The following is a 21,230-nucleotide window of genomic DNA, read 5'->3' on the forward strand; positions in this document are numbered from 1 at the left end:
GTCATTATAACGTTTGTCTAGAACAACGGCTAGTCTTGCAACTACAGAACGTAGCGAACGTCGTCAATATCTGACAACGATCGATAAAGAATTTCAATATGTTCCTGACTTTCTACACGCACAGCGACAGAAACCGAATGATAATTGCCTTTACTGCTAGGTTTTACCGAAGGAGAATAATCACCGGGAGCATGCTCCTGTAAAACTTCGACAACTTGATCAGGAAGGCTGGCACTGGCAACCCCCATCACTTTAAAAGTAAAGTGACAAGGGAAGTCTACCAGTTCATCAAAGCGTGTCTTTTGCATCTATCTTAACCCTTATTCTTCACTAAACTGCTGTTTAATATAATCCATAATTTTCTTGAAGAAACCGCCTTCCTCAACTGCCTGCAGAGTCACTAGCGGGAAAGATGCGACATCTTCATCGTTCAACTGAAGGTAGACTGTTCCGACATGCTGGCCTTTTGATAATGGCGCTTGCAACTGCTGCTCAAGTTCAAAGTTAGCTTTCAATTTGTCGCGCTGGCCTTTCGGTAAAGTAATGACGACATCTTCACTGATTCCAAGTTCAACTTCGTCAAGGTCTCCCCCCCAAATGCGATGAGAAATAAAGCTTTCGCCAGCGCTATAGGCTTTGACGGTTTCGTAGTAGCGGAAACCGTAGTTAAGCAGCTTTTTACTTTCTACTTTACGAGCCTGTTCGCTGTTAGTCCCCATTACCACAGCAATTAAACGTGTGCCGTCTTCAACTGCAGATGAGACAAGGCTATAACCTGCTTCGTTGGTATGTCCTGTTTTTATGCCGTCTACGTTTAAGCTGCGGTCCCAAAGTAATGAATTACGGTTGTACTGCTTAATGTTGTTGAAAGTGAACGATTTTTCCGCATAAAGTGCGTACTCTTCCGGCGTTTCTTCAATTAAAGCACTGGCTAAGGTCGCCATGTCACGAGCAGAAACGTACTGATCGGGGTCTGGTAAACCGTGACTGTTTGAGAAGTGGCTGTCGTTCATGCCAATTTGTTCAGCGTAGTTATTCATTAAGTCGGCGAATGCGTCTTCGCTGCCGGCAATATGCTCAGCCATAGCCACGCAGGCATCGTTACCTGACGAAATAATAATGCCGCGATTCAGGTCTTCCACGCTGATTTCTTTGCCAACCTCAATGAACATTTTTGAGGACTCAGGGAAGTTCTTTGCCCAGGCATTTTCGCTAATGGTAACCATGTCGTTTGAGCTAATACGGCCGGCAAGTATTTCTTTACCAATGATATAACTTGTCATCATTTTGGTCAGGCTTGCAGGAGGAAGGCTCTCAGCAGAGTTACCTTCGGCCAGAACCTTACCCGTGGTGTGATCGATAAGTATGTAAGCTTTGGCGTTAATTGACGGCGCATTGGGAACCAATGACTGGGCCGCAAAACTTGCTGAGCTGAATAATAGGGTTACAACTGTAAAAAGGTGACAAATTTTTTTCATTGGAATTATCTTTATCTTATCGGTCAAAAGGTGAATCGAGTGCGTAATGGGGCCGGATTATATCAGTTATGATGCTTAGCGTCAGGAGTATCGGACTGACTTTGCGCTGCCTTTACGCGAAAAGCTTCCGGGTATCCTGAAGACCGTATTTGCTCCAGCAAATCGTAGCTGTCATCTTCTGAAACCGGACCCAGCATTAATTTATGTAGACCATGACTTTGTTCAGTAGTTGCAATCTCCTGAAACTTCGGCGGTAAGTCGTGTTTTAATTGCGATAAACGGTCAGGGTTTGACGATGCCACTAGTTGAATGAGGTAGTCAGGCCGGTTTTCTGCGGCTGTTTTTTGTGCAGCAGGCATGGGAGTATTCAAGCTTATAGCCTCAATTCTGACCGGAGCTGTGCCACTGTCTAACATGTCTAGCTTATAGGCTGCAGCGAAGGATAAGTCGATAATACGTTCCGGATGAAACGGACCTCGGTCATTCACTCTGACCACAACGCTACGGTCATTTCTCAGGTTAGTGACTTTAACGTAGGTTGGCAGAGGCAGGCGTGTATGCGCAGCGGACATGCTGTACATGTCATAATACTCGCCATTAGAAGTCAGGTGCCCGTGAAACTTATTGCCGTACCAGGAAGCGTAACCTTCCTCGACATAGCCTGCTGCACTTTCCATGACTTCATAGTCATTACCCAGTACCCGGTAGTCACGGTTGCCTTGAGGACTAATAGGTTCGTGAACAGGAACGGCATTACGCAGTTCCGACTCGTTAGGTAGCCGGGTGGGGGCGCTGTCTTTGTGTTGACTGTAGCGACCCGTTGGCGAATTTGAACAACTGCTGAGCAGAAAGGTACTCAGCAGTAATATCAATAAGCTATTCCACTTCATTCTTCAGTTGCTCACTAAACTGATAGACGGCCATCGCATATAAAGGGCTATGGTTATATCGCGTAATAACATAGAAGTTATCGTACGCTAACCAGTATTCATGGGCTTGTTCGGTTTCAAACTCGAAAACTCGCACTTTAGTCTCTTCATTGACTGCGCTGTGAGATGGAAGTTCATAGCCTTTACTTTCTATATCAGAGCGCTTTAGGTTTGGCTTCATACCGTCACTGACCAGGTCTTTCCAGTTTTGCGATTCATCAAGTGGCTGAGCAACAGGCTGCCCTTGTTGCCATTTATGCTTCGCAAAGTAATTCGCGACACTGCCTATGGCATCGACCGGATTGGTTAAAATGTCTCGCTGACCGTCGCCATCAAAATCGACGGCATAGTGGCGGTAACTGGACGAAATAAACTGTCCGAATCCCATAGCACCTGCATATGAACCCTTGGCTTCACTGACGTTCCAGCCTTCTTCGGAGGCTAACTGGAAAAATTCACCAAGTTCAGAGCGAAAGAATTTTGAACGGGGAGGGTAGTGAAAACCTAAAGTGTAAAGTGAATCAAGGACAGAGTATTTGCCCATATAACTACCATAAAAGGTTTCAACGCCAATTATAGCAACGATGATTTGTGCCGGAACGCCATATTCTTGCTCAGCGCGCTCAAGCGTATCTTTATGTTCGCGCCAAAATTTAACACCCGACTCAAGACGCTTTTCCGTGAGGAAAATAGGGTAATATTGATACCAGGGTTTGGCTTCCCATGGGCGCTGGATTGCTTCAAGCACTTCTTCATTTTTGTTGGCTTTTGAAAGCCATTGACGAACTTTGTCTTCATCAAGCTGATGTTCTTGAACCTGATCTTGAATAAAATCTTCAACTTCACTCGACTGCTGTTGAGCCGTTGCATAAAAACTGGTTGTCGCGGTAAGCAAAGCTAACCCAAATAAAGCGCGCATAGGAATCCCCTGTTTAGCCATTTTTCATTACCAGGCGATGGTGGGTCGCAATGGACATCAAAATGCCAAACCCGGCCATCAGCGTCACCATTGAGGTGCCCCCGTAACTGATTAAAGGTAATGGTACCCCAACCACAGGTAAGAGTCCTGAAACCATACCAATATTTACAAAAACATAAACGAAGAAAGTCAGTGTCAAAGAGCCCGCCAAGAGTTTGCTAAAAATATCCTGTGTCTGCAGAGCAATAATTAAGCCTCGTAAAATGACAAAGCCATAGAGGGCAAGCAGAAGGATAACCCCGGTAAGCCCAAACTCTTCGCTAAACACTGAGAAGATAAAGTCTGTATGGCGTTCAGGTAAAAACTCTAGCTGAGACTGCGTGCCTTGCAACCAGCCTTTGCCATCTATGCCACCAGAGCCGATGGCTATTTTTGACTGGATAATGTGGTAACCGGAACCCAGAGGATCCCGCTCAGGGTTCAAAAAAGTTAATACGCGTTGGCGCTGGTAATCGTGCATAAGATAAAACCAGAGAACCGGCGTAAATGCGGCAGCTGTAATTCCAGCAATGGTGACAAGCTTCCAACTGAGCCCGGCAAGGAAAATAACGAAAAGCCCTGCGCAGGCTACGAGTAATGAGGTCCCTAAATCCGGTTGTCGAGCAATGAGTAAAGTGGGAATAATAACCAGAACTAAAGCACCAAACAGCCGGTAAATTGAAGGCGGAATAGGACGCTGGTTCATATACCAGGCCAACATTAGTGGCATGGCTAACTTCATAATCTCTGATGGTTGTATGGTTAACGGGCCAATATCCAACCAGCGTTGTGCGCCTTTTCCCATTTCGCCAAAAGCAAGTACGGCGATTAGTAACAGTACTCCCACAATAAAAGCAGGCACTGCAAAACGTGACAGAGCGCGGGGAGGAATTTGCGCAACGATGAAAAGGACGACAAATGACAGACCAATGCGAACGGATTGTCTTTTTACAACATCAATGTCCTGACCTGCAGCGCTGTAGATAACAAAGAGGCTGACAATCGACAGGATGATCAAAGGGAGAAGAAGCGGTCCATCAATGTGGAGCTTCTTTAGTAACGGATTGCGTTGGCGCTCTTCAGTCGTCAGCATTAGTGTTTTCCTGCTGTTTATTGCCGTTATTAAAGCGAGTATGCCAAAGATCAAGCATTTTTCTTGCGACCGGAGCTGCCACGCTTCCGCCGCCACCCAGAGAGTTTTCAATGGTTACCACAACAATAACTTTGGGGTCATCAGCTGGTGCATAACCGACATACATAGCGTTGTCCCGGTAGCGTTCTGCGATATCTTCGGCATTGTATTCTTCTTCTTGTCCCAGGCTTCTTACCTGAGCAGTCCCTGTTTTTCCCGCGGATGAATAGGGGGCGTCTTTAAAGGCAGACTGCGCTGTTCCTTTTTGCTCCATGTTAACGTTACGCATTGCTTTAGTAATGATTTCCCAGTTATTACTGTCCTTTAACTTTAAAGGTTCGCGATGAGTAATTAACGCCTCTTCAAATTCGCCGTCCTGTATTTTGCCTTTCAGTAGACGAGGAACCAGGTGTTCGCCTTTATTTGCAACCATTGCGGTAGCTACCGCCAATTGCATTGGCGTTGCCGTCCAGTAGCTTTGACCTATACCGACCGATAGTGTTTCGCCAGCGTACCAGGGCTGGCCAAAGCGGGCTCGTTTCCAGCCGCGAGATGGCATCAGAGCGGATACTTCTTCATGGAGATCAATACCGGTTTTCTGACCAAACCCAAACTGTTCCATAAAGCTGGATATTTTATCGACCCCCAGTTTTAAAGCTAAGTCGTAGTAGAAGGTGTCGCAACTTTCAGTAATTGCTGCTTCTACATCAACCCAACCGTGCCCCCAGGCTAGCCAGTCCCGGTAACGCCTGTCGACACCTTTAATTTCAAACCAGCCGGGGTCCCAGATGCGGGTTTTTTCTGTAATGGTTCCGTCTTCTAATCCAAGCAGACCAATTTGCGGTTTTACTGTCGATGCAGGGGGGTAAGCGCCCTGAGTAACCCGGTTAAGCAGAGGACTTTGGGTTGAGTTTAATAAAGATTGATACTGCTTGACGGAAATACCGTTAACGAACCAGTTAGGATCATAACTCGGCGTACTGGTCATGGAGAGAATTCCGCCGGTTGTTGCATCCATTAAAATAATAGAGCCTCGTTGTTCGCCCAATAATTCAGCCGCTTTGCGTTGCAACTCAAGGTCCAGTTCTAAGACAATATCCTGACCGGGTGTTGGCGCTTCTATACTGAGTGTGCGCACAGCTCGACCACGGTTATTAACTTCAACACTCTGGTAACCAACTTCACCGTGTAATTCTTTTTCGTAGTACTTCTCAATGCCGAGTTTTCCAATGGTTCTGCTGGCTGCGTAGTTGGGTAACTCTCCACTTTCACGGAGTTTCTCGACATCGTTACGATTAATTTTCGCAACGTAACCCACGGCGTGCGTTAACAGTTCCTTGTGAGGGTAGTTACGTATTAGCCGTGCTTCAATACTAACGCCCGGATATTTATGTTGCTGCGCTGCAAAGATAGCAAGCTGCTGCTCATTCAGGTCGTCCAGTAGGGGGACATTGTTAAAGCGCCGCTGGTTTTTCAGGTTCCGATAAAAACGATCAATAGTGGTATCCGGAAAGCTCAGCAATTTCTGAAGTTGACTCAGGGTGGTGTCCAAATCATCGATTTCTTCAGGAGTGACATCTAAACTATAAATAGGAGTGTTTTCAGCAAGCAAAACGCCGTTACGGTCATAGATTAAGCCCCTGTTAGGTGCCAGCGGCAGCAGCTTTATCCGGTTATCGTTGGAACGGGTCTGAAGTTCATTATGTTCACTAACCTGCAAGTGATACATGTTGGACGCTAACGCAACAAAAGCGGCCACGACAATCACCATCGCGACTAAAACGCGACGCCCAAAAACGGCTGCTTCGGTATCATGATCACGTATGTGGGTGCGCTGACGCATTGTTATTATTATTCTCTATGGTACGGATGATTGTTATTTAGGCTCCAGGCCCTATATAAACTCTCTGCGACAATTAACCTTACCACTGGATGGGGCAGAGTGAGTTTAGACAATGACCAGCGTTGTTCAGCTGCAGCCAGGCACTCATCAGAGAGGCCTTCGGGTCCGCCTATCAACAGAGTGACATCTCTGCCATCCATTTGCCACTTTTCTAACTGTTGAGCAAGTTTAGGTGTGTCCCAGGCCTGACCTGTGACCTCTAAAGTGACAATTCGGTTCCCTTTAGGTATTGCTTGCAGAAGTAATTTACCTTCTTGCTGCATAACGCGCTTTAAATCCGCTTTGCGGGTACGTTTTTGAGCAGCAATTTCATGTAAAACCAGTTTGCAATCTGCCGGGAACCGCTTTTTGTATTCGTTAAAGCCTTCAGTAACCCACGTGGGCATTTTGGTGCCAACGGCGAGTAATTGAATTTGCACTTACTGGCCCCAGAGTTTTTCTAATTGATAGAAATCGCGAATGCTATCCTGCATTACATGCAACACGACATCACCAAGGTCAACCAAAACCCACTCAGATTGTTCACCACCTTCAACGCCAATTGGAGGTGTACCAGCATGTTTCGCCTCTGTAGCGACATGTTCAGCAATACTTCGTACATGCGTTTTCGAGCTGCCAGAGCAGATGATCATGTAGTCAACAACGTCAGTTTTATCATGAACATCTAAAATTTGAACGTCACGACCTTTAAGATCATCGATTTTATCAATGACAAATTCACGCAATTCTTCTGCCTGCAAAAGATTTTCTCCGATTTGAGGATTAAAACCCGAAGTTTAACAGAAATTAAGAAAAGTGTTCAGTCACAAATACAGCTGATGTTGTCTTATGTAGTCATAAACACTGGAGGGTAGAGGCAGGTTAGGCTTGCGTTGCTGCAATTGTTTGCGTAGTTCAGTCGCTGAAACATCAACCATCGGGGTTTCTGCAATATAAACATAACCTGAAGACTGTTCGGTTAAATCTTTTTTGTGTTTCGTCAGATGCGTTGCAATAAAGGACTTTAGCTCGTCATCCTGAGGGCTGAAGTCTACGCCGGCTCGCGGCATAACAATCAGGTGTGCGTTATCGGTAAGCTGTGTCCAGTTATGCCATTTATGGAGACTCATTAAGGAATCCATACCCATAACAAAGAGCAGAATGTCATTGGGAAAGCGCTCTTTAAACTCGCTTAATGTATGAGCGGTGTAGGAAAGGCGGTCTTGTTTTAATTCCCAGTTTTCAGCCGTAAAGGCAGGGTGTTGCTGACAGGCAAGCTTCACCATTTCCAGTCTTTGCCGGGCACTGGCGCAGGGTTGAGACCGGTGCGGAGGCACGGCGCTTGGCATGAGCGACAAAGTAGCAATGTCCAGTTCATCGACCAGAGCTGAGGCTGTTTCTAAATGTCCGTTGTGAATGGGATCAAAAGTTCCGCCAAAGAATGCTCGTATCATAAATGAATAAACTGCTCATTAGGCTCAATGCCGTGACTAAATACAGAAAGAGTCTGATTAATGGCATCAGCGTTGTTGCAGCAAAGTAAACTGAGAAGGTGCGTTGTTAGAATCAGAGGTGACTCGCCGCTGTCGAGCTTTAATGCAGCCTCGATTCTTTCAATAAGTCTTTGTGCGCCAAGCACCGTTTTTTGGCTCAGCTGAGAGGCTCGTTTATGATAGCCGGGTTGCTGATTCGGCCAAATCATAAACTGCCGGAACAGGGCGTTTGTATCAGCCTGTGTTTGTTGCGCCTTTTGCAGAGCCGATAACAGTTGCACCTCGCGTTGGAGGATCCAGATGAGCCGATGGAAATCGTTTTCTTCATCTAACAAGCGATTTAACCGATGCAAAGCGCCTTCGTAGTCCTGTTGCTGAATACTCTCCTGAAGCGCAAATACGCTGAAGCGGCTAACATCATCAATAGATGTTTGCAGAAATTCTTCGGTAATGATTCCGTCATTGCTCAGAAGTTGCCACTTACTGAGCTCCTGATCCAGAGCTAATAAGTTGCCTTCAAACCAGTCTGATAACTTTTCAGGAACGCCTGTAGCTAAGGTTAATTGATAACGTTGAGCTCGTTGATGAATAAATGCCGGCAGTTGGGATTTATCCGGGCTTTGTGTCCGGACTAAAGGGCCGCGTTCCGCCAGCGCTTTGAACCAGCGGCTGTTTTGAGTTTCTTTTTTAAGGCGATCACCAATAACAACGAATATGTCGTTTTCAGACTGATTTTGTGCATATTCTGTTAAAGCCGCAGAGCCGTCACGACCCGGCTTATTATCCGGAAGCTCAAGTTCCAGCAAACGTTTATTCCCGAACAGGCTCATTGACTGTTCACCGGAAGAAAGCTGCTGCCAGTCAAAGTCCTTACTTTGCAGCCAGTGTATGCGTTCGAGATCATCCGAGGATAAGTACTTGCGAATGCTACTTAGTGCGTCATTCCTGAGTAAAAGGTCATCACCAAATACCAACAAAACGGATGGAGCGCCATTTTGCTGCAAGTAGTGTTCAAGCTTTTCAGGATAAATGGTTTGCATTGCTTTAAGGTTTTACTCCGACATTTCGGAAATGATTTGCTGCAAAATAAGACGAGAAGCTTCCGCTCTCATTTCATCGACCAGCATTTCGCGTTCACGGGTTTTTGCCAGAGCAAAGTTTGGATCGTCCTGGTAATCCCGGGCCACTTCAACCGTGCGTTCAAGTAATAAACGCTGGTTTTGTATTAATTGATAGTTAACCTGGTACAGCAATTCATATTCGGCAACCTGGCCGCTTTCAAACAAAGACAATGTTCTTCGCTCTAATTTGTCGGAAGTTAAGTGAACCGTTATTGGTTGTGCTTCCTCTGAAAGTTTAATGCCAGAATGCGCAAAGCGTTGTTGCATATGCTCATTGAGCTCTTTTGATACCTGACTTTTCAGAGAAACCGACTGCAGTGTTTCGGGCAATTGATAGTTCCCGCGCAGCTGAAAGCCACACCCGGTTAGGGTGGCTATCAGCACTAGGATGAGAACAAGGTTTAACGTTGCGCGCATAGCTTATCCAACAACAATGTTGAGGATTTTCCCGGGAACATAGATCTTCTTACGAATCTCTTTTCCTTCGGTGTGTTTCTGTACAGAGTCTTCCTCAAACGCAATTTGTTCAACTTGCTCTGCTGAAGCATCGGCAGGTACTGTCAGTTTAGCGCGGACCTTGCCATTAATTTGCACCACAATAAGCTTTTCGTCTTCAACCAAGGCACTTTCATCGACGCTTGGCCATTGAGCGAACGCCAGAGGTTCCTCATGGCCAAGTTCTTGCCACAATTGCTCGCAAATGTGCGGTGTAATAGGAGCCAGCATGCGCACCATGGCGTCTATCGATTCAGCCAGTATTTGTCTGTCGGCCTCGGTTTCAAGTGGTGCTTTCTGCAGGTGGTTTAACAGCTCCATAATTGCTGCTATCGCGGTGTTGAAGTGTTGGCGACGACCCATGTCGTCACTGACTTTAGCGATGGTCTTATGCAGTTCGCGACGCAGTTGCTTTTGATCTGAGTTTAAACTGTGGCCGTTGCATGCACCACCCGCATTAACTAAGTCGTAAGTCAGCTTCCATAAGCGGCGCAAAAAGCGTTGCGCTCCTTCAACACCCGAGTCTGACCATTCCAGGGTCATTTCAGGTGGCGCGGCAAACATCATAAATAAGCGGACGGTGTCGGCACCGTAGCGCTCAACCATGGTTTGCGGGTCGATACCGTTGTTCTTCGACTTTGACATTTTGCTCATGCCGCCTATAGCAACCGGCTGGCCGTCTTGCTTATGTTTAGCTCCGGCAATAGCGCCTTTGTCATCGCGTTCAATATCAACGTCAAGAGGGGATACCCACTGCTTGCCGCCTTTCTCGTCTTCGCGGTAATAGCTGTCGGCTAAAACCATGCCCTGACAGAGCAGGCGTTTGAATGGCTCGTCAGAGTCAACCAGCCCTGTGTCGCGCAACAGCTTATGGAAGAAGCGAGCGTACAATAAATGCAGAATTGCGTGTTCAATACCACCAATGTATTGATCAACCGGCAACCAGTAATTGGCTTTTTCTGGATCCAGCATGGCGTCATCGGTTTGTGCGCTACAGTAACGAGCGTAGTACCACGACGATTCCATGAAAGTATCGAAGGTATCGGTTTCATGCTCTGCCGGTTGACCGTTGTATTCCGTTTTGCGCCATTCCGGGTCGGATTTAATTGGCGAGTTAACACCATCCATGACCACATCTTCCGGCAGTTTAACCGGCAGTTGGTCTTCTGGAACCGGCACAGATTCACCATTTTCCAGGTTCAACATAGGAATAGGAGTGCCCCAGTAACGCTGACGTGATACACCCCAGTCGCGCAGGCGGTAATTGACTTTACGCTCGCCAATACCTTTTTCTTTTAATTCAGTGGCAATGGCGTCAAAGGCTTGTGCAGAACTCATGCCGTCGTAAGGCCCGGAGTTAATGACGGTGCCTTTTTCGGTAATAGCCGCTTTTTGAATATCACTGTCGCCGCTAATAGGCTCAATAACCGGGCGAATCTCCAGCTTGTATTTAGTTGCAAATTCCCAGTCACGCTGGTCGTGTGCCGGCACTGCCATAACGGCGCCAGAGCCATAGTCCATTAAAACAAAGTTAGCGACCCAAATAGGGATCTCCTCACCTGTCATTGGGTGAGTGGCTTTAATGCCGGTGTCCATGCCCAGCTTTTCCATTGTTGCAATGTCGGCTTCTGCGACTTTGCTGTTCTTACAATCTTCAATGAAGCTAGCCAGTTCAGGGTTATTTTTTGCGGCTTCAATAGCTAACGGATGTTGTGCGGCAACACCCATATAGGTAACACCGTATAAAGTGTCGGGACGCGTGGTATAAACACGTAAACTTTCACCAGTGGCTGCAACTTTAAAGTCAATTTCGACGCCTTCAGAGCGGCCAATCCAGTTACGTTGCATGGCCTTAACTTGCTCTGGCCAGCCATCCAGTTGCTCAAGGTCATTCAATAACTCTTCAGCGTAATCGGTAATTTTAATAAACCACTGAGGAATTTCTTTTTGTTCTACTTTGGCACCTGAACGCCAGCCGCGCCCATCAATAACCTGTTCATTAGCCAGAACCGTTTGATCAACCGGGTCCCAGTTGACGGTTGCGTTCTTTTTATAGACCAGCCCTTTTTCATACAGCTTAGTGAAGAACCATTGCTCCCAGCGGTAGTAATCAGGGGAACAAGTTGCAAGCTCACGCTTCCAGTCATAGCCAAAGCCAAGACTTTTAAGCTGTTCGCGCATATAGTCGATATTTTGGTAAGTCCATTTAGCCGGCGCCGTTTTATTTTGTATTGCGGCGTTTTCAGCAGGTAGTCCGAAGGCGTCCCAGCCCATGGGTTGCATGACATTTTTTCCGAGCATGCGCTGATGGCGACTAATAACATCACCTAAGGTGTAGTTACGAACGTGTCCCATGTGCAATTTACCACTGGGGTAGGGGAACATGGACAGGCAATAGAACTTATCCTTGCCCGGTTGTTCTTTCGCCGTAAATACGTCTTGCTCCTGCCAGCGTTTTTGCATGGCAGATTCGATTTTGCTCGGGTTGTATTGTTCTTGCATAATTCCTGCTGATTCCGGTTGAATTTAAGTGTCGGCTTAGCTAATTGCGTACCACATAAGAAGCATAATGATAATGCCGGCCAGACCAAAGAAACCGTTTTCAAAAACAGCGCGCTGTTTGACTTCGGCTGGCTCTGACTTATCAATGCCGAAAAGCATAAGCCAGGAGCTTAATCCAAGACCACCTGCAGCAATAAGCACAGCAAAAAGAATGGCATCAAAAATATTTTCCATAATGATATCCCTGTAGAAAAATGGAAAAGAACAGCAACAGAACCGTTCTGTTAAGCTTTTATAGTGTACTGATTTTCGTACCGGATGACTATGCTTGAGCGCGCTTCTTAGTGCGTTTTGTAGCGATTATCGGCAACAACCCAAGTAAGGCGAGAATTATCGCGCCCCAGTTGCCTATGGTGTTAAAGATAGTGGAGCCCTGAACACCATAAACATTGGTAGATAGCGTCGTTGCTTTAAACTGCGGTGCTAACGCAAGGTAGTTGCCGTGCTCGTCAACCGCGGCTGTAACTCCGTTGTTGGTCGCTCTTAGTAAAGGTTTCCCCAGCTCCATAGCGCGCATACGGGCTATTTGCATATGTTGCCAGGGGCCGTGAGAGTCACCAAACCAGGTGTCATTGCTAATAGTGACCAGATAATCTGTATCATCGTAGGTATTGCTTCGCACTTGTCCTGCAAAAGCAATTTCATAGCAAATAGCCATGGCAAGGTTGCTGCCGTTAGCCTCGAGGTTGGGTTGCTGGTATCCGCCACGACTGAACGACGACATAGGTAAATTGAATAGCGGGGCTAACGGACGCAGAAGGTTCTCAAAAGGAACGAATTCACCAATGGGAAGCAGCTGATGTTTCTGATAACGGTTGGTGTTGCCATAACTGTAGCTCTCATTGTCCAGAACAATAACGGAGTTGTAAAAATCGTCGTTGAGTCTGTCGTAATCAATAATACCGGTAACTAAGGCGGAGTCATTAATACTGGCAGATTGCTCAACAGTATTGAGGACATCACTTGCATAGGGTTCGAGGGCGGTAATCGCCGATTCCGGCCAAATAACCAAGTCGTGATTAAATTTAGGGCGGGTTAAATCCAGATAGCGTAAAATATTTGGCCATTGTTGTTCCGCCTGCCATTTTAATGATTGCTGAATATTACCCTGAACCAGTAATACTGACATGGATTCGGTTTTTCTCTCTGTCGGTTGTATTTTAGGAAATACTACAGCGCAGGTGAGAAAAATGAGCGGTATTAACAGCGGCGCCGGTTTTTTGAACCGCAAAGCCATAACTATGCTGAGCGCTGCGAACCATAAAGCGACTGTGATACCTGTTTCACCAAGAACCGGGGCCAATCCGCCAAATACGCCGTCAGTTTGACTATACCCCAGGCTTAGCCATGGGAAACCTGTAAATAGCCAGCCCCGTAGCAATTCCGCAATGAGCCAGAAAAACGGCAAACTGAAACGCCAGGCAAACTTACGGTGAGAGAGTTTTTGCCAACACCAAAATGCCAGTGCAGGGAATAGTGACAGGTAAGCAAACAGCAGAACCAATAACAGCAGCGTGACCGGTACCGGCACACCGCCATATTGATCGATGCTGACATATATCCAGCTTAGGCCAGCGGCAAACCAACCCATTCCAAAGATAAAACCAGCTCTGAATGCCCGTTTAGGCGCTAAAGGCCAAATAACACCAACCACAATAGGCAAGACAATAAAAGGCAGCCAATGCCAGTGGAACGGTGAGTAAGCGAGCGTTAGAACTGCACCGCAAAGTAACAAGAGCACGGAGCGTGTGATGCCCCCCGAAAGCTTCATCATTACTGTTCGGACTCCGGTGAGCCATCGTCATCTGAGTTCAGACTAACTTGTAACTGCTGAATACGTCTTTTGTCGGCGTTTGTGACACGAAAGGTCATATTACCTAAAGTGACTTCTTCACCTGCCTGAGGCAGGTGCCCGAAACCATGAGCAACAAGTCCGCCAACAGTGTCGTGCTCTTCATCGCTGAAGTTGGTATTAAAGTACTGATTAAAGTCCTCGATGGTTGTAAGGGCTTTAATGGAATAGCGGCTTTGGCTAAGACGACGGATGTTGTTTTTGTCGTCATCACCCTGAGCGTCCGTTTCGTCTTCAATTTCTCCGACAATCTCTTCCAGAATATCTTCTATAGTGACCAAACCAGACACGCCACCGTATTCATCAACCACAATAGCCATATGATAACGGTTAGAGCGGAATTCTTTGAGGAGTACATCGACCCGTTTACTCTCAGGAACGATTACCGCAGGTCGCATCACTTTCTCAAGTGAAAACACTTCTTCTGTCATGTTAAAGCCGTAGCTCAACAAATCTTTTGCTAACAGGATACCTTCAACGTGGTCTTTGTTGTCGGTGACAACAGGGTAACGACTGTGTTGAGAATCGATAACGATGGGGAGGAATTCGTCCACGCCTTGATGAATATCAATGGTGACCATTTGTGAGCGTGGAATCATGATGTCGCGTACTTTGAGTTCTGCAACGTCAAGCACGCCTTCAATCATTTCTCTGGTATCGTTGTCTATCAGGTCGCGATCTTCAGCGTCCTGAATTAAATCGACGAGTTCTTCTCTGCTTTTCGGCTCACCAGCAAATACTTGCAGCAGTTTTGCTGCCCAGGATTTTCCCGACGAGCCGTTGGCTGAGTGGGGGTTGTCGTCGCTCATTGAGTGTTAAGCTCCATATTGTCTATCGGTTGATACGGGTCTGAGATGTTCAGACTCGCTAAGATGTTACGTTCAATTTGTTCCATTTCTTCTGCTTCGTTATCGTCAATATGATCGTAACCTAATAAATGCAGAGTACCGTGTATGACCATATGCGTCCAGTGAGCAATCGCTGACTTTTGTTGCTCCTGCGCTTCTTTTTCTACAACGCTTTGGCAGATCACTAAATCACCTAAAAGTGTGACAGGTAATTCTACCGGGCTATTGAAAGGGAAGGATAAAACATTGGTTGCATAGTCTTTACCACGAAACTCATTATTCAGTTCCTGGGCTTCCCGTTCAGCGACAATGCGTATTGTTAGTTCAACCGCTTTGCTGTCTTGTTGGAGGTAATCCAATGTTGTTGAAACCCAGGCACGTACGGCGTCTTCATCCGGAGCATGAGTAACGCCATCAGCGAGTTGGTAATCCAGTGTCAAATCAGCCATTAGTTTTTGTCAAAATCCTCGTAGGCTTGCACAATTCGTTGCACCACAGGATGTCGAACAACATCACCTGCCTGGAAGAAAGTAAAGCTAATGTCAGGGACTTTATTGAGAACTTCAATGGCGTGTCTCAAGCCTGAGCGCTGCCCACGGGGTAAATCAACCTGAGTAATGTCTCCGGTAATAACAGCTCGTGAATTAAAGCCGATACGAGTAAGAAACATCTTCATTTGTTCACAAGTCGTATTCTGGCTCTCATCTAAAATGATAAAAGCATCGTTAAGCGTACGCCCTCGCATATAAGCTAAAGGCGCAACCTCAATAACGTTACGCTCAATCAATTTTTCAACTTTTTCAAAGCCGAGCATTTCAAACAAGGCGTCGTACAAAGGGCGTAAGTATGGATCCACTTTTTGGGCTAAGTCACCGGGTAAGAACCCCAGCTTTTCGCCTGCTTCAACCGCTGGGCGAGTCAGAAGGATACGACGCACTTCCTGACGCTCTAAAGCATCCACCGCGCAAGCCACAGCCAGATAAGTTTTACCGGTACCGGCCGGACCAATACCAAAGTTAACGTCATGCGCTAAAATGGCACGAACGTAACCGGCCTGGTTATGGTTACGGGGCTTGATTAGACCCCGCTTTGTTTTAATGTGAGTCATTTTTTCTGCGGCAGGGTCACCTTGTTCATCGTTTTGCTCAAGCACTTTTGCTTGTTGAATAGCAAGGTGGACTTGCTCGGGCTCAATGCGACCTTCTTTTCCTTTTACGGTTGCGGTTTCAATGTACAAATCAAGCAGAAGCTTGTGCACAGCAGAAACGCTGGAGGCATTGCCGATTAATCGAAATTGATGGCCGCGATGCGTGATCTCGACACCCAGGCGGCGCTCAATGTGCTTCAGATTTTCATCTAAAGGGCCGCAGAGATCGGAAAGCCGACGTGAATCCGTCGGCTCTAGCTCAAAATCAAGTGTCTGTGTTTGTGGACTCAATCGTTTCCTCTTTACTTAACTGGCTTGTCGAGGCATTTGAACGACGCCCAGATTATCAGGCTCGCTCGACTTTCCTCGTTGTAAAATAGTTTCCGGCGCTGTATCAATACGCAGCCCCATATCCGCTTCTTCACGAATTAGCTCGCCCCGTAACGAATTAGGAAGCACTTCGGTGATGCGTACATCGACGAACTGTCCAATCATATGGGGTTGACCGACAAAGTTTACAACCCTGTTATTCTCGGTACGCCCGGTAAGTTCCATCGGGTTCTTTTTCGATGGGCCGGTCACCAGAATACGCTGCTCTGTTTCCAGCATACGGCGTGCATGCGCCATAGATTGCTGATTCAGGCGTTGCTGTAACAACTGCAAGCGCTCTTTCTTGGTTTCTTCACTAATATCATCAGGTAAGTCAGCCGCTGGTGTTCCCGGGCGTGCACTGTAAATAAAGCTGAAGCTCATATCGAAGTCAATAGTCTGGATAAGATCCATCGTTGCTTCAAAGTCTGCGTTGCTTTCGCCCGGAAAACCAATAATAAAGTCCGATGACATAGCAATGTCTGGTCGCGCTTTCTTTAAAGCACGAATTTTTGATTTGTATTCCAGTGCGGTGTGTCCACGCTTCATCATGGTTAAAATTCGGTCTGAACCACTTTGAACCGGTAAATGTAAATGACTGACCAGCTCAGGAATGGTTTTATAGGCTTCGATGATGTCATCGGTAAACTCGACCGGATGAGAGGTGGTGTAACGAATGCGATCAATACCATCGATTGCGGCAACGATATGCAGTAATTCAGCAAAGCGGCAAACAGCACCGTCGTAGTGTTCTCCACGGTATGCATTAACGTTTTGGCCTAAGAGATTTACTTCGCGAACGCCTTGTTCAGCCAACTGAGCTATTTCATAAATAACGTCATCAACGGGGCGACTGACTTCTTCGCCACGCGTATAAGGTACGACACAGAAAGAGCAGTACTTACTGCAACCTTCCATAATGGAAACAAAGGCACTGGCGCCATCGGCTTTGGGTTCAGCCAGCCGGTCAAACTTCTCAATTTCCGGAAAAGAGACATCGACCATGGGGGCGTGAGTTTCAGTGACCTGGTTTACCATTTCCGGTAAGCGGTGCAGAGTCTGAGGCCCGAAGATAATATCGACAAAAGGAGCGCGTGCGCGGATTTCATTGCCTTCCTGAGAAGCAACGCAGCCACCAACCCCGATTAATAAATTGGGGTTGTTCTTTTTCAGGTTTTTCCAACGCCCTAACTGATGAAACACCTTTTCCTGAGCCTTCTCGCGGATGGAACAGGTATTCAGCAGAATTAAATCTGCGTCTTCAGCTTCTTCGGCAACATCGTAGCCGTGGGTTGAGTGCAGCAATTCTGCCATTTTAGCAGAATCGTACTCGTTCATTTGGCAACCCCAGGTTTTGATATATAGCTTCTTACTCATGACCACTCGATGGTTGATTGATTTCGTTTAAGGCGCTTATTTTATCGCGTATTGGAGCAGATTGCCAAGTTTGAAATGATTAACTTTTGCGCCGCGTTCGAATAGCAAAATAGCCTGCAACAACAATGATTAACGCACCCCATAACATGTGCCAGGCAAGTTCTTCCCCGAACAGCCAGTAACCCAGCAATGCCGCAAATAGAACTGAGCTGTAGGTAAACACCCCAACTTTAGCCGGTGGGGCTATGGAAAACGCTTTGGTCATTGCTAACTGGCCGTAAACAGCAAGCAGGCCCATAGCAATAACCCCAACCCAGTGTTGTGTGGGTATAGGCTGCCATAGCCATAGTAAAGGAATGCCCGATGCGATTGTGGCCAGAGTAGAAAAATAGAACACGATTTTACTTGTCGACTCGGTGTCAGACATACGCCGAATGACAGTTTTCGTGAATGCAGCTAATGCAGCCGCCAAAAAGGCTAATCCAATAACCGGAGAGAGTTCGCTGTTCATGGGGTCAAGAAATATGAAAACACCAATGAAACCCAGTGCTATAGCCAGCCAGGTCTGTCGGGCTACATAGTCGCGTAGCCAGAGCCAGCCGATAACCGGAATTAAAAAGGGTGATAGCAACAGCACCAATGTGGCCTGCGCTAACGGGATAGTGGCAATGGCATAGAAGAACAAATACATTGCCGCTATGCCTGCGGCGCCACGAACAAGGTGCAGTCTTAAGCGCTGTGTTTTTAGGTTGCCGGCTCCCTTGCGCCATAGCCAGGGGAGCAGTACAAGAAAAGCGGTCAGGTTCCGAAAAAAGACCAGTTGCTCAAAAGGTTGGTCTTTACTGATGTATTTTACCAGGGCACTGACACCAGCGAAGCTGGCCTCAGCACTTAAAATAAGCAATGAGGCAATAATCACAGCTTTTTGTGTACTTTCCCTGGCCTGCATAAAAACTACTCTGAACATCGTCTAATTGGCTATGATAACGGAAATTAACCCTTAGATGTGTTATTTATAAGGGCTAGCGGCAAATACCCCAAGTGAGAGCATAGACATGGAACAGCTATCAGTATTAATTAACGGCGGCGGAATGGTCGGGGCGGCAGCAGCGTTAGCTTTTGCTCAGAAAGGCGCGCAGGTGACTTTGCTGGAGCCAAAACCGCCAAGTGTTGAGGAAAATACTGATCCCGAATGGGACTTACGCATATCTTCGGTGAATAACAGTAATTGGCAGTGGTTGCTGGGGCTGGGCATTGGGGAAGATGTCCGGCATTCACGGGTGTTTGATTATGACCGCTTAACGGTCACATCGATAAGCGGAACGAGCTTATCTTTTCATGCTGACGAAGCCGGTCTTTCAAAATTGGGCGTCATGGTTGAAAACAACGCTTTGCAACAGGCGCTGTGGGCTCAACTACGGGCTTTGAAAAATGTGAGTTTGAGAACCGATGACAAACTTGAAGGGTTTGATACATTATCCCGCACGGCCTTTTTAAACAAAGGCGAACGTCTGAATTATGATTTACTGCTCGGCTGTGACGGCGCTCACTCTAAAGTAGCGCAAGCTGCAGGTATTGATTACAGAGGGTGGGATTATGATCAACGATGCTTACTGGCAAATGTTCGTGTTGAAAAGCCGATAGCGGGTGAAACCTGGGAAGTGTTTCGTTCTCAGGGGCCTTATGCATTGTTACCGCTGACAGAGAATCAGGCTTGCTTAATTGATTACAGTAAACGTGATGACATCACTGCGTTAGAAAAAGATAAGCGAGCACTTGAGTCTCACTTAAAACAGACGTTTGCGCCACATATTGGTAACTTCCAATTATTAAAGAGTGCCAGCTTTGCTCTGCAGAGAAAGCATGCGTGTCATTATGTTAAAGACGGCTCTGTTGTTCTATTAGGTGATGCTGCTCACAGTATTCATCCAATGGCCGGGCAGGGGGTTAACCTGGGTTTTGCCGATGTCCGCTGTCTGATTGAAACCTTAGAGCAATACTCGCAAAGCACCGCACTCGTTGAATATGAGCGAACCCGTCGGCGTGAAAATGCAAAAATGATGCGAATGATGGATGCGATACAGTTTGGCTGGCGCAACAGTAGCCCTATAATGCAGCTGGCAACATCAGTATCATTGAAAGTAGCGGGTTTACCCTGGGTTAAGCGCTGGTTGTTGCAGCAGGCTGTCGGTAAGTAACAGGCACAAAAAAACCACCTTAAGGTGGCCTTTCTGTTTTTCCACTCTTACTTGAGCAGAATAACACTCGAGTAATGTGGTGCGGAGGGGGGGACTTGAACCCCCACGTCCTTGCGGACACTAGCACCTGAAGCTAGCGCGTCTACCAATTCCGCCACCACCGCAACAGTAGTTAGTATGGCTGGGGCACCAGGGATCGAACCTGGGAATCGCGGGATCAAAACCCGCTGCCTTACCGCTTGGCTATGCCCCATCCTACTAGGACTGCAATCACTTTTTGGAAACAACTAATGGCTGGGGCACCAGGGATCGAACCTGGGAATCGCGGGATCAAAACCCGCTGCCTTACCGCTTGGCTATGCCCCAATCTTAGCTGCTCTGAGAGTTGGTGCGGACGGAGAGACTTGAACTCTCACGCCGTGAGGCACTGGAACCTAAATCCAGCGTGTCTACCAATTCCACCACGTCCGCATCATAATCAGTTAAAGGTTGGTGGCTACGGCGAGATTCGAACTTGCGACCCCAGCATTATGAGTGCTGTGCTCTAACCAGCTGAGCTACGTAGCCATACCTTTTTACTTACCGCTCTCTGTGAGTGCGGCGCGTATTATGCAAATCGCTCCGCAGCCCGTCAACCTATTTTTGATAAAAAACGAGATTAACGGGCGCGTTTGAGCAAAAAAACAGTGATTTGTTTAAAAAGACATCAAATCACCAAGGAAGGCCTTCACCGTTGCTATGGAAAAACTGACCTGTGGTATCCAAACTTAGTTCATCAATACGTTGAATTAAGCGCTCTGCTGCGGTTTCAGCCGGAATATCGCCAGCATGATTCACCATATCGGTTTGTACGAAGCCTGGGTGCAGCAAAACAACAGAAATCCCTTGATCTTTTAAGTCCAGTGACAAGGATTTTCCCGCCGCATTCAATGCTGCTTTTGACATACGGTAACCATAGCGACTGCCGGAACCATTATCGGCAATAGACCCCATTCGGCTGGTAATCATTGCTACTTTGCTGCCTTCTTTTAAATTGGGCAGTAGAGCTTCAGTGACACGCAGAGGTGCCAGAGCGTTCACCTCAAATTGGGCGCGAATATTACCAGCGTCAAGTTCTCCTAGTACGTCTTTGTGCAGCAAGCCTGCGTTATTCACCAGTATATCGATCTTTTTATCGCCTAAAGTTTCAGAAAGGCGAAGAAGGTCCGATGCTTTAGTCACATCTATGCCTTCAACAATATCGACATCCAGTTCCGTTAGTTGTTTTGAATTGTTACGACAAACCGCAGCAACTTTATAGCCCTTTTGGGCATATTGGCGTGCAAACTCGTAACCTATACCGCGGTTTGCTCCGGTAATCAGAACTTCTTTTTGACTCATTTTGTACTC

General features: G+C 46.9%; 21 protein-coding genes and 5 tRNA genes. 1 reads left to right on the forward strand and 25 read right to left on the reverse strand.

Annotation, left to right across the window (positions count from 1 at the left end; genetic code table 11):
- Nucleotides 1-41: 41 nt before the first annotated feature.
- The 19 genes from ybeD to BM359_RS01100 all read right to left on the reverse strand — a co-directional run bounded on the left by ybeD (nucleotide 42) and on the right by BM359_RS01100 (nucleotide 18,610).
- Nucleotides 42-308 carry a DUF493 family protein YbeD gene (gene ybeD, locus BM359_RS01010; RefSeq protein WP_054487085.1) on the reverse strand — a complete coding sequence of 89 codons (267 nt, stop codon included), beginning with the start codon at nucleotides 306-308 and terminating at the stop codon, nucleotides 42-44.
- Between the two features lie 12 nt (nucleotides 309-320).
- Nucleotides 321-1,478, reverse strand: a complete 1,158-nt coding sequence (locus BM359_RS01015) for a D-alanyl-D-alanine carboxypeptidase family protein (protein ID WP_054487087.1) — start codon at nucleotides 1,476-1,478, stop codon at nucleotides 321-323.
- Between the two features lie 62 nt (nucleotides 1,479-1,540).
- Nucleotides 1,541-2,368, reverse strand: coding sequence for a septal ring lytic transglycosylase RlpA family protein (locus BM359_RS01020; protein ID WP_054487089.1), 828 nt, complete (start codon nucleotides 2,366-2,368; stop codon nucleotides 1,541-1,543).
- On the reverse strand, nucleotides 2,355-3,347 hold the full coding sequence (gene mltB / locus BM359_RS01025) for a lytic murein transglycosylase B (RefSeq protein ID WP_327077517.1): 993 nt from the start codon (nucleotides 3,345-3,347) through the stop codon (nucleotides 2,355-2,357). The genes BM359_RS01020 and mltB overlap by 14 nt, the downstream gene beginning before the upstream one ends.
- The gene (gene rodA / locus BM359_RS01030) at nucleotides 3,340-4,458 is read right to left on the reverse strand and encodes a rod shape-determining protein RodA (RefSeq protein ID WP_054487093.1); all 1,119 of its coding nucleotides are present in this window, start codon (nucleotides 4,456-4,458) and stop codon (nucleotides 3,340-3,342) included. The genes mltB and rodA overlap by 8 nt, the downstream gene beginning before the upstream one ends.
- Nucleotides 4,445-6,340, reverse strand: coding sequence for a penicillin-binding protein 2 (gene mrdA, locus BM359_RS01035; protein ID WP_054487096.1), 1,896 nt, complete (start codon nucleotides 6,338-6,340; stop codon nucleotides 4,445-4,447). The genes rodA and mrdA overlap by 14 nt, the downstream gene beginning before the upstream one ends.
- Before the next feature lie 8 nt (nucleotides 6,341-6,348).
- Nucleotides 6,349-6,819 (reverse strand): 23S rRNA (pseudouridine(1915)-N(3))-methyltransferase RlmH, encoded by a 471-nt coding sequence (gene rlmH, locus BM359_RS01040; RefSeq protein WP_054487098.1) that lies wholly within the window; start codon nucleotides 6,817-6,819, stop codon nucleotides 6,349-6,351.
- The gene (gene rsfS, locus BM359_RS01045) at nucleotides 6,820-7,140 is read right to left on the reverse strand and encodes a ribosome silencing factor (RefSeq protein ID WP_054487100.1); all 321 of its coding nucleotides are present in this window, start codon (nucleotides 7,138-7,140) and stop codon (nucleotides 6,820-6,822) included. It abuts the gene before it with no gap.
- A 63-nt stretch (nucleotides 7,141-7,203) separates the two neighbouring features.
- Nucleotides 7,204-7,833 (reverse strand): nicotinate-nucleotide adenylyltransferase, encoded by a 630-nt coding sequence (nadD, locus tag BM359_RS01050; protein WP_054487102.1) that lies wholly within the window; start codon nucleotides 7,831-7,833, stop codon nucleotides 7,204-7,206.
- The gene (gene holA / locus BM359_RS01055) at nucleotides 7,830-8,912 is read right to left on the reverse strand and encodes a DNA polymerase III subunit delta (RefSeq protein WP_054487105.1); all 1,083 of its coding nucleotides are present in this window, start codon (nucleotides 8,910-8,912) and stop codon (nucleotides 7,830-7,832) included. The genes nadD and holA overlap by 4 nt, the downstream gene beginning before the upstream one ends.
- Nucleotides 8,913-8,924: 12 nt before the next feature.
- Nucleotides 8,925-9,410 carry an LPS-assembly lipoprotein LptE gene (locus tag BM359_RS01060; RefSeq protein WP_054487107.1) on the reverse strand — a complete coding sequence of 162 codons (486 nt, stop codon included), beginning with the start codon at nucleotides 9,408-9,410 and terminating at the stop codon, nucleotides 8,925-8,927.
- A gap of 3 nt (nucleotides 9,411-9,413) precedes the next feature.
- Nucleotides 9,414-11,990, reverse strand: coding sequence for a leucine--tRNA ligase (gene leuS, locus BM359_RS01065; protein ID WP_054487109.1), 2,577 nt, complete (start codon nucleotides 11,988-11,990; stop codon nucleotides 9,414-9,416).
- A 36-nt stretch (nucleotides 11,991-12,026) separates the two neighbouring features.
- Nucleotides 12,027-12,224, reverse strand: coding sequence for a hypothetical protein (locus BM359_RS01070; protein ID WP_054487112.1), 198 nt, complete (start codon nucleotides 12,222-12,224; stop codon nucleotides 12,027-12,029).
- 88 nt (nucleotides 12,225-12,312) lie between these two features.
- A complete protein-coding gene (gene lnt / locus BM359_RS01075) occupies nucleotides 12,313-13,824 on the reverse strand; it encodes an apolipoprotein N-acyltransferase (protein WP_054487115.1) in 1,512 nt (503 codons plus the stop codon).
- Nucleotides 13,824-14,711 (reverse strand): CNNM family magnesium/cobalt transport protein CorC, encoded by an 888-nt coding sequence (corC, locus tag BM359_RS01080; protein WP_054487117.1) that lies wholly within the window; start codon nucleotides 14,709-14,711, stop codon nucleotides 13,824-13,826. Before corC ends, lnt begins: the two co-directional genes overlap by 1 nt.
- Nucleotides 14,708-15,199, reverse strand: a complete 492-nt coding sequence (gene ybeY / locus BM359_RS01085) for an rRNA maturation RNase YbeY (protein WP_054487118.1) — start codon at nucleotides 15,197-15,199, stop codon at nucleotides 14,708-14,710. Before ybeY ends, corC begins: the two co-directional genes overlap by 4 nt.
- The gene (locus BM359_RS01090; protein ID WP_054487120.1) at nucleotides 15,199-16,188 is read right to left on the reverse strand and encodes a PhoH family protein; all 990 of its coding nucleotides are present in this window, start codon (nucleotides 16,186-16,188) and stop codon (nucleotides 15,199-15,201) included. The genes ybeY and BM359_RS01090 overlap by 1 nt, the downstream gene beginning before the upstream one ends.
- Nucleotides 16,189-16,203: 15 nt before the next feature.
- On the reverse strand, nucleotides 16,204-17,643 hold the full coding sequence (gene miaB, locus BM359_RS01095) for a tRNA (N6-isopentenyl adenosine(37)-C2)-methylthiotransferase MiaB (RefSeq protein WP_054487121.1): 1,440 nt from the start codon (nucleotides 17,641-17,643) through the stop codon (nucleotides 16,204-16,206).
- A gap of 79 nt (nucleotides 17,644-17,722) precedes the next feature.
- Complete coding sequence (locus tag BM359_RS01100) at nucleotides 17,723-18,610, reverse strand: DMT family transporter (RefSeq protein ID WP_224798035.1); 888 nt, start codon at nucleotides 18,608-18,610, stop codon at nucleotides 17,723-17,725.
- 88 nt (nucleotides 18,611-18,698) lie between these two features.
- On the opposite strand from BM359_RS01100, the gene BM359_RS01105 reads away from it, so the two are divergent.
- Nucleotides 18,699-19,841, forward strand: coding sequence for an FAD-dependent monooxygenase (locus BM359_RS01105; protein WP_054487125.1), 1,143 nt, complete (start codon nucleotides 18,699-18,701; stop codon nucleotides 19,839-19,841).
- Between the two features lie 77 nt (nucleotides 19,842-19,918).
- On the opposite strand, the gene BM359_RS01110 is transcribed toward BM359_RS01105, so the two are convergent.
- The 6 genes from BM359_RS01110 to BM359_RS01135 all read right to left on the reverse strand — a co-directional run bounded on the left by BM359_RS01110 (nucleotide 19,919) and on the right by BM359_RS01135 (nucleotide 21,221).
- Nucleotides 19,919-20,005 (reverse strand) — tRNA-Leu (locus tag BM359_RS01110).
- A gap of 14 nt (nucleotides 20,006-20,019) precedes the next feature.
- Nucleotides 20,020-20,094, reverse strand: a tRNA-Gln gene (locus BM359_RS01115).
- A gap of 38 nt (nucleotides 20,095-20,132) precedes the next feature.
- Nucleotides 20,133-20,207 (reverse strand) — tRNA-Gln (locus BM359_RS01120).
- A 20-nt stretch (nucleotides 20,208-20,227) separates the two neighbouring features.
- Nucleotides 20,228-20,312 (reverse strand) — tRNA-Leu (locus tag BM359_RS01125).
- Nucleotides 20,313-20,331: 19 nt separating this feature from the next.
- Nucleotides 20,332-20,408 (reverse strand) — tRNA-Met (locus BM359_RS01130).
- 144 nt (nucleotides 20,409-20,552) lie between these two features.
- Complete coding sequence (locus tag BM359_RS01135; RefSeq protein ID WP_054487127.1) at nucleotides 20,553-21,221, reverse strand: SDR family oxidoreductase; 669 nt, start codon at nucleotides 21,219-21,221, stop codon at nucleotides 20,553-20,555.
- Between the last annotated feature and the right edge of the window lie 9 nt (nucleotides 21,222-21,230).

Source organism: Idiomarina abyssalis, from assembly GCF_900116625.1.
Taxonomy (GTDB): domain Bacteria; phylum Pseudomonadota; class Gammaproteobacteria; order Enterobacterales; family Alteromonadaceae; genus Idiomarina; species Idiomarina abyssalis.